This window comes from Aquabacterium sp., assembly GCF_036279655.1.
Taxonomy (GTDB): Bacteria; Pseudomonadota; Gammaproteobacteria; order Burkholderiales; family Burkholderiaceae_C; genus Aquabacterium.
This window is the reverse complement of sequence record NZ_DASUIT010000012.1, coordinates 1-5,311: the sequence shown is the minus strand read 5'-3', so window position 1 is coordinate 5,311 and position 5,311 is coordinate 1. Positions and strand designations below refer to the sequence as shown.

The following is a 5,311-nucleotide window of genomic DNA, read 5'->3' as shown; positions in this document are numbered from 1 at the left end:
CACGGCCAGCTCGGACGATGAGCCGTCTTCGGTCACGTACAGCAAGGACACGATGCCCTGGGTCGGAAAGTACACATGATTGAGCTTGCCGCCCGACTCGTAGATGGCCGAGCCCAGCGGCATCACCACCCGTTCCAGCTTGGGTGCCCAGCGGAGCCACTCGGCTTGGGGTAAAGCTGCAAGGAGCCGATTCGCTCGGGGTTCAGGCATCTCTCGCTCCCTAGCAATCGCAGACTTGGGCAACACGCCAAGGCCAACTTTGGATGTACACACAGTGTAGACAGCCATGGCTTTCCCTAATGTGCGCTACCGCACTCACGGGGGCATTCCGTTGGCCATTGACACACCGCCACACCTATGTTGTACGCATGGCCGTGCATGACTCGATCTCCCGCGCCGGCACAAACCAAAAGCTGTCATTCCGAGATACAGCCTTTGTGGCGTACTTCTGATTTACAGCCCATCACTTGTCTATCCAGAAGACAAATCGTGAACTGTATGCAAGCGTTTCGCAAGGCCGCAGGCTTGACGCAAGCCGAAGTCGCGCTGCGCCTGGGGGTCACACAGCAAACCTATTCTGCGCTGGAACGCAATGCCAGCAAAGTCATTGCCGAACGTCTGCTTCAGCTCCTCGACCTGCTCGGCGTGGAGTTGGTGCTGCATGCCAAGTCCACACCCCAAACCGGCGTCCGGGCCGCAGAGCCCTCGGCGGACAATGGGTCGACTTGGTAACACAAGGCCATGGGAAGACGATCTCATACCCGAGCCTTGGACCTGTGGATGAACGGGATCCGAGTCGGCATCTGGCGCATGGCACCACCCAGATCTCACCGTTCAAGGTCAAGCTGACCGAGGGAACCCGACACGGCGTGGTCACGGTCGATGGCCAAGCCGTCGAAGCCCTGCTGGATGATCTGGTCGCACGCACGCCTGAAGTCATCGCTCAAGTCACGCGCCAACTGCCCGACGGATTTCCGCCAGCGTTGGCCGACAGCGTCTTTCAGGGGTTGGTTCGCGCATCAGAGCGCCTTCGTGCGTGATGATGGCGGCTGGCGTGGCAGTTTGCCCCAGGCCACCACAGTGGCGCGCCCGGCTGGGATCGAACCAGCAACCCCTGCCTTCGGAGGGCAGTACTCTATCCATTGAGCTACGGGCGCAGCGGCTGCCATTCTAGCAGTCCCGTCCCATGAAACCGGGCACATCCCTGCCCAGGCAGGCCCTCAATCGCAACATCGACACAGCAAAAACCGCTCTGTGGGTTTTATAATCCCGTGGTTGTGCAGGGCCATGCCCTGACTTGCGCCCCCTTGATCAACCCCTAAAGCCCCCCAGCACCGAGGACTCCATGAGCCAAGAGCCCCACTCCCACGACGAAGGCCCCATCCAGACGCCCCAGCAACTGATCGTTGCCGTGGTGCTGGCGTTTGTCGTGCCCGTGGTCATCATCGCCCTGCTGGTGCTCTACGTGAACTCTGCCGCCAAGTCGGCCGCCGGCAGCAATGCCCTGGCGCCTGAGTCCGTCGCCCAACGCATCATGCCCGTGGGCTCCGTCGAGATCCAGGCCGTCACTGTGGCCCCCGGCTCCAACAGCGGTGAAGCCGTCTACAAGGCACAGTGCGCTGCCTGCCACGAAGCCGGCGCACTGGGCTCGCCCAAGTTCGGCGATGCTGCTGCCTGGGGCCCTCGCATTGCGCAAGGCCTGGAAACTCTCTGGAACTCGGCCATGAAGGGCAAGAACGCCATGCCTTCGCAGAACTCCGGCACCTTCACTCCTGACGAGATCAAGCGTGCCGTGGTCCACATGGCCAACGCCGGTGGCGCCAAGTTCGAAGCCCCCGCCGTGGCAGCCGCCGCCTCGGAAGCCGCATCGGCAGCGTCGGCTCCCTGAACGAGTCGCTCGGCCCCACATCCAAAGCCGGTCACTGACCGGCTTTTTTCATGCCGAGGCCTCTGGCGCTGCGGCGGGCTTCAGGACATAGCCATAACGCAGCGGCAGCTCATCAAAGGCCACCTCCTGCGGGTGCCACCCCATGGCCTCGATGGCCTCTGATGCCACCAGCATGTCCATGGAACGCACCACGCCCAGCCCCAGGTCGGTGGCCAGGAACACACGCCCCTGCTCGTCCAGCCAGCAATTGACCACGCTGGAGACTTCCCGCCCGGTATGGGTGTCGATGTGGAACTCGCGCCCCTGCTGGGACAGGCCCAGCACCCAGGGCGCCGCCTCCAGCGTCACATAGACCCGTTGAGGGCCGTTCTGAAAGAACCAGGCGCCCCGCTCATCCACATCGTAGTTGCGCTGGATGAACTCCTTGAGCTTGTCGTGGTTGATGCGGCTGCCCCTGGACTGCGGGAAAGGCCCGGCCTGCTGGGCCCCCTCATCGCGCAGATACCAGTCGCCGCGCGCATCCAGCGCCAGCCAGTCATAACAATGCGGGACGTTGGGCCACTTCTTGAGGGCCGCCTTGACGATGTCATCCATTCCTATGCTCCTCAGAGGTGACCAGCCAGCCACGCTCCCACAGCCTCGGGCATGGCGCCCACATGCCCCGGCCAGGCCCCTGCCGGAAAACCCACGTGCCCCCCCTGCGGCGGCTGCCACAGGGTCACCCAGGAACTCACGTCCTGCGGCCCTGGCAGACTGGCCGCCGGCACAAAAGGATCATTCAGTGCATTGAGCACCAGCGCAGGGATGCCGGTCAAGCCTTTCAGACGAGGCCCGGCCGAACAGCGCGCCCAATAGTCCTCGGTGCTGGCAAAACCATGCAGGGGCGCGGTCACCACATTGTCGTACTCATAGAGATCACGCGCGCGCAGCAGGGTGGCCTCATCGTAGAGCCCCGGGAAATGCCGAAGCTTGGCCAGCGCCTTGGGCTTCATGCTGGCCATGAACATGCGGTTGTAGACCGCGCGGTTGAAACCCTGCCGGATGGCGTGCCCAGCCGCCGCCAGATCCAGGGGCGACGACACCGCCGCCACCGCCCGCACCAGCGCGCGGCCGCTGTGCCCCGACTCCTGAGCCCAGCGCAGCAGCACATTGCCCCCCAGTGACACCCCCACGGCCACACGGGGCCCCAGCGGGTGACTCTGGGCAAAGCGCGCCAACAACCAATCGATCTCGGCGTGATCCCCGCTGTGATAGAAGCGCGGCGCCCGATTGAGCTCACCCGAGCACCCCCGGAAATGCGGTACGGCACAGCCCCAGCCACGCTCCCAGGCCCAATGCCCGAAGGCCTGGGCATAGTGGCTGCGCGAAGAACCCTCCAGGCCATGGAAGAGCACCAGCAGGGGCGATTGGGGCGTGGCCGGCTCGGCCAGCCAGTCCACATCAACAAAGTCCTGATCCGGGGCGATCCAGCGCTCCAGGCGCCCCGTCAGCAGCACCGGTGCGTCCGGGGCCACCCGCGAGAACAGCGCGGGCCAGATCGTCTGGAGGTTGCCCCCCAGCCGCCCGGAACCGCCCAGCCAGGTGGGCGCTCGCCAATCGTGCATGGGCCGGGCCCTTCGTCAGTGCAGCACGGAAGACGACTCGATCATCTCCTGCATGTCATCGGCCTGACCGGGGCTGGCATGGTGCAGCACCATGCGCCAACCCTGCGCGCCACGCAGATAGACATTGCTGGCCAGCACATAGGCCGTCTGCAGCCCCTCGGGGCCCATGGCCTGCACCTTCTCTAGCACATGGTGCACGGCCGAGGTGGTCGACTCGATGCGGCGGACATGGGCCACGCTCACCCTCACCGGTCCGTTGGCAAAGACCGCTTCGAAGGCCGCGCGGATGGCCACACTGCCCACCAGGCGCGGGCCACCGGGATGCACACAGGCGATCTCGTCGTCGTCCGACCACACTGCCATCAGGCGATCGATGTCGGCATGCTGCATGGCCTCATAGAAAGCGGCTTCGGTGTCATCGGCCGTGGCCATGAGGGCCGCCTTGGCCACCTTCTGGGAACGTGAATCTGCCATGTGCAACACCCTCAGCGGAACACCACCGTCTTGTGACCGTTCATCAGCACACGGTGCTCCGCGTGCCACTTGACCGCCCGTGCCAGCACGATGCACTCCACATCGCGCCCCACGGCCGTGAAATCCTCGGGACTGAGGGTGTGATCCACCCGCTCGACGTCCTGCTCGATGATGGGCCCTTCGTCCAGATCGGCCGTCACATAGTGGGCCGTGGCACCGATCAGCTTCACCCCCCGATCATGCGCCTGATAGTAAGGCTTGGCCCCCTTGAAACTGGGCAGGAAACTGTGGTGGATGTTGATGGCGCGCCCCTTGAGGAAGGCGCAGAACTCGGGGCTGAGGATCTGCATGTAGCGCGCCAGCACGACCAGGTCGATCTGGGCCTCGGACACCAGCGCCTCGACCTGCTGCTCCTGAGCCCGCTTGACCTCGGGACCCGAACCCGTGGGCAGGGGCAGGTGATGGAAAGGGATGCCATAGCTGGCCGCCAGCTCGGCGTAGTCGGGGTGGTTGGACACGATGGCCGGGATCTCGACCGGCAACCAGCCCGAGCGCCAGCGAAACAGCAGGTCATTGAGGCAATGGCCGTGCTTGCTCACCATCACCAGCACACGCGGCTTGCGTGCCAGCGAGCGGATGGTGGCCTGCATGCCGAACTGCTCACGCACATGCGCAAAGAACTTGTCCAGCGTGCCCGTATCCGCCAGATGGTCGGGGGCCTGAAAGTGCACCCGCATGAAGAACAGGCCCGTGCTGTCATCGCACTGAACATCGCCGAACTGCTGCGAATCGATGATGTTGCAACCAGCCTGGTAGAGCAGTCCTGACACGGCATGGACGATGCCGGTGGTGTCACGACACGACAGGGTGAGAACGAATTCGTGCGGGGTCTTCATGATGGGGGGCATTGTGCAAGAAAAAGCCCGGGAAGGACCCGGGCTTGTGTCGACATCGACGCCGTCAGGCGATCAATGACCGTGACCGACCTTCTCGCCGGCCTTGAGCTGATAGACCGTGCCACAGTAGGGGCACTTGCCCTCACCCGTCGAGGCCACATCGATGTAGACCTTGGGGTGCTGGCTCCAGAGCTGCTGCTTGGGGTTGGGGCAGAAGACCACGCCCGGGCCCTGCAGGTCGCCGGCGACCACTTCCACCACCGCCTTGGCTTGAGAGGTGTTGTTGCTCATCGCGTCAATCCTTTGTGCTCAGAGATCAAACCTTGCTCAGCCAGCTGGCGTACTTCGGATTGCGGCCATTGACGATGTCGAAGAAGGCGCTCTGGATCTTCTCGGTGATGGGGCCGCGCGAGCCTTGCCCGATATGGATGCGATCGAGCTCGCGGATG

8 protein-coding genes, 1 tRNA gene and 1 pseudogene are annotated in these 5,311 nt (G+C 64.1%); 3 read left to right on the top strand and 7 right to left on the bottom strand.

Annotated features, from left to right (window positions below; all coding sequences use genetic code 11):
- The first annotated feature begins 498 nt into the window (after positions 1 to 498).
- Entirely contained in the window at positions 499 to 732 is a 234-nt protein-coding gene (locus VFW84_RS01375; RefSeq protein WP_329678634.1) for a helix-turn-helix transcriptional regulator, read from the top strand.
- A gap of 44 nt (positions 733 to 776) precedes the next feature.
- Complete coding sequence (locus VFW84_RS01370) at positions 777 to 1,040, top strand: hypothetical protein (RefSeq protein WP_329678633.1); 264 nt, start codon at positions 777 to 779, stop codon at positions 1,038 to 1,040.
- A gap of 41 nt (positions 1,041 to 1,081) precedes the next feature.
- Here VFW84_RS01370 and VFW84_RS01365 read toward each other — a convergent pair.
- A tRNA-Arg gene (locus VFW84_RS01365) sits at positions 1,082 to 1,157 on the bottom strand.
- Between the two features lie 188 nt (positions 1,158 to 1,345).
- Here VFW84_RS01365 and VFW84_RS01360 point away from each other — a divergent pair.
- Entirely contained in the window at positions 1,346 to 1,888 is a 543-nt protein-coding gene (locus tag VFW84_RS01360) for a c-type cytochrome (RefSeq protein WP_329678632.1), read from the top strand.
- Between the two features lie 48 nt (positions 1,889 to 1,936).
- Here VFW84_RS01360 and VFW84_RS01355 read toward each other — a convergent pair whose 3' ends face one another.
- From VFW84_RS01355 to VFW84_RS01330, 6 genes and pseudogenes are all read right to left on the bottom strand, one after another.
- Positions 1,937 to 2,482, bottom strand: a complete 546-nt coding sequence (locus tag VFW84_RS01355; protein WP_329678631.1) for a DUF2946 family protein — start codon at positions 2,480 to 2,482, stop codon at positions 1,937 to 1,939.
- 11 nt (positions 2,483 to 2,493) lie between these two features.
- The gene (locus VFW84_RS01350) at positions 2,494 to 3,492 is read right to left on the bottom strand and encodes a YheT family hydrolase (RefSeq protein WP_329678630.1); all 999 of its coding nucleotides are present in this window, start codon (positions 3,490 to 3,492) and stop codon (positions 2,494 to 2,496) included.
- Between the two features lie 15 nt (positions 3,493 to 3,507).
- Positions 3,508 to 3,966 (bottom strand): YybH family protein, encoded by a 459-nt coding sequence (locus tag VFW84_RS01345; RefSeq protein ID WP_329678629.1) that lies wholly within the window; start codon positions 3,964 to 3,966, stop codon positions 3,508 to 3,510.
- Between the two features lie 11 nt (positions 3,967 to 3,977).
- Complete coding sequence (purU, locus tag VFW84_RS01340; RefSeq protein ID WP_329678628.1) at positions 3,978 to 4,862, bottom strand: formyltetrahydrofolate deformylase; 885 nt, start codon at positions 4,860 to 4,862, stop codon at positions 3,978 to 3,980.
- Between the two features lie 72 nt (positions 4,863 to 4,934).
- The gene (locus VFW84_RS01335) at positions 4,935 to 5,153 is read right to left on the bottom strand and encodes a zinc-finger domain-containing protein (protein ID WP_329678627.1); all 219 of its coding nucleotides are present in this window, start codon (positions 5,151 to 5,153) and stop codon (positions 4,935 to 4,937) included.
- A gap of 25 nt (positions 5,154 to 5,178) precedes the next feature.
- Positions 5,179 to 5,311: pseudogene (locus VFW84_RS01330) on the bottom strand (branched chain amino acid aminotransferase); the annotation flags it as partial.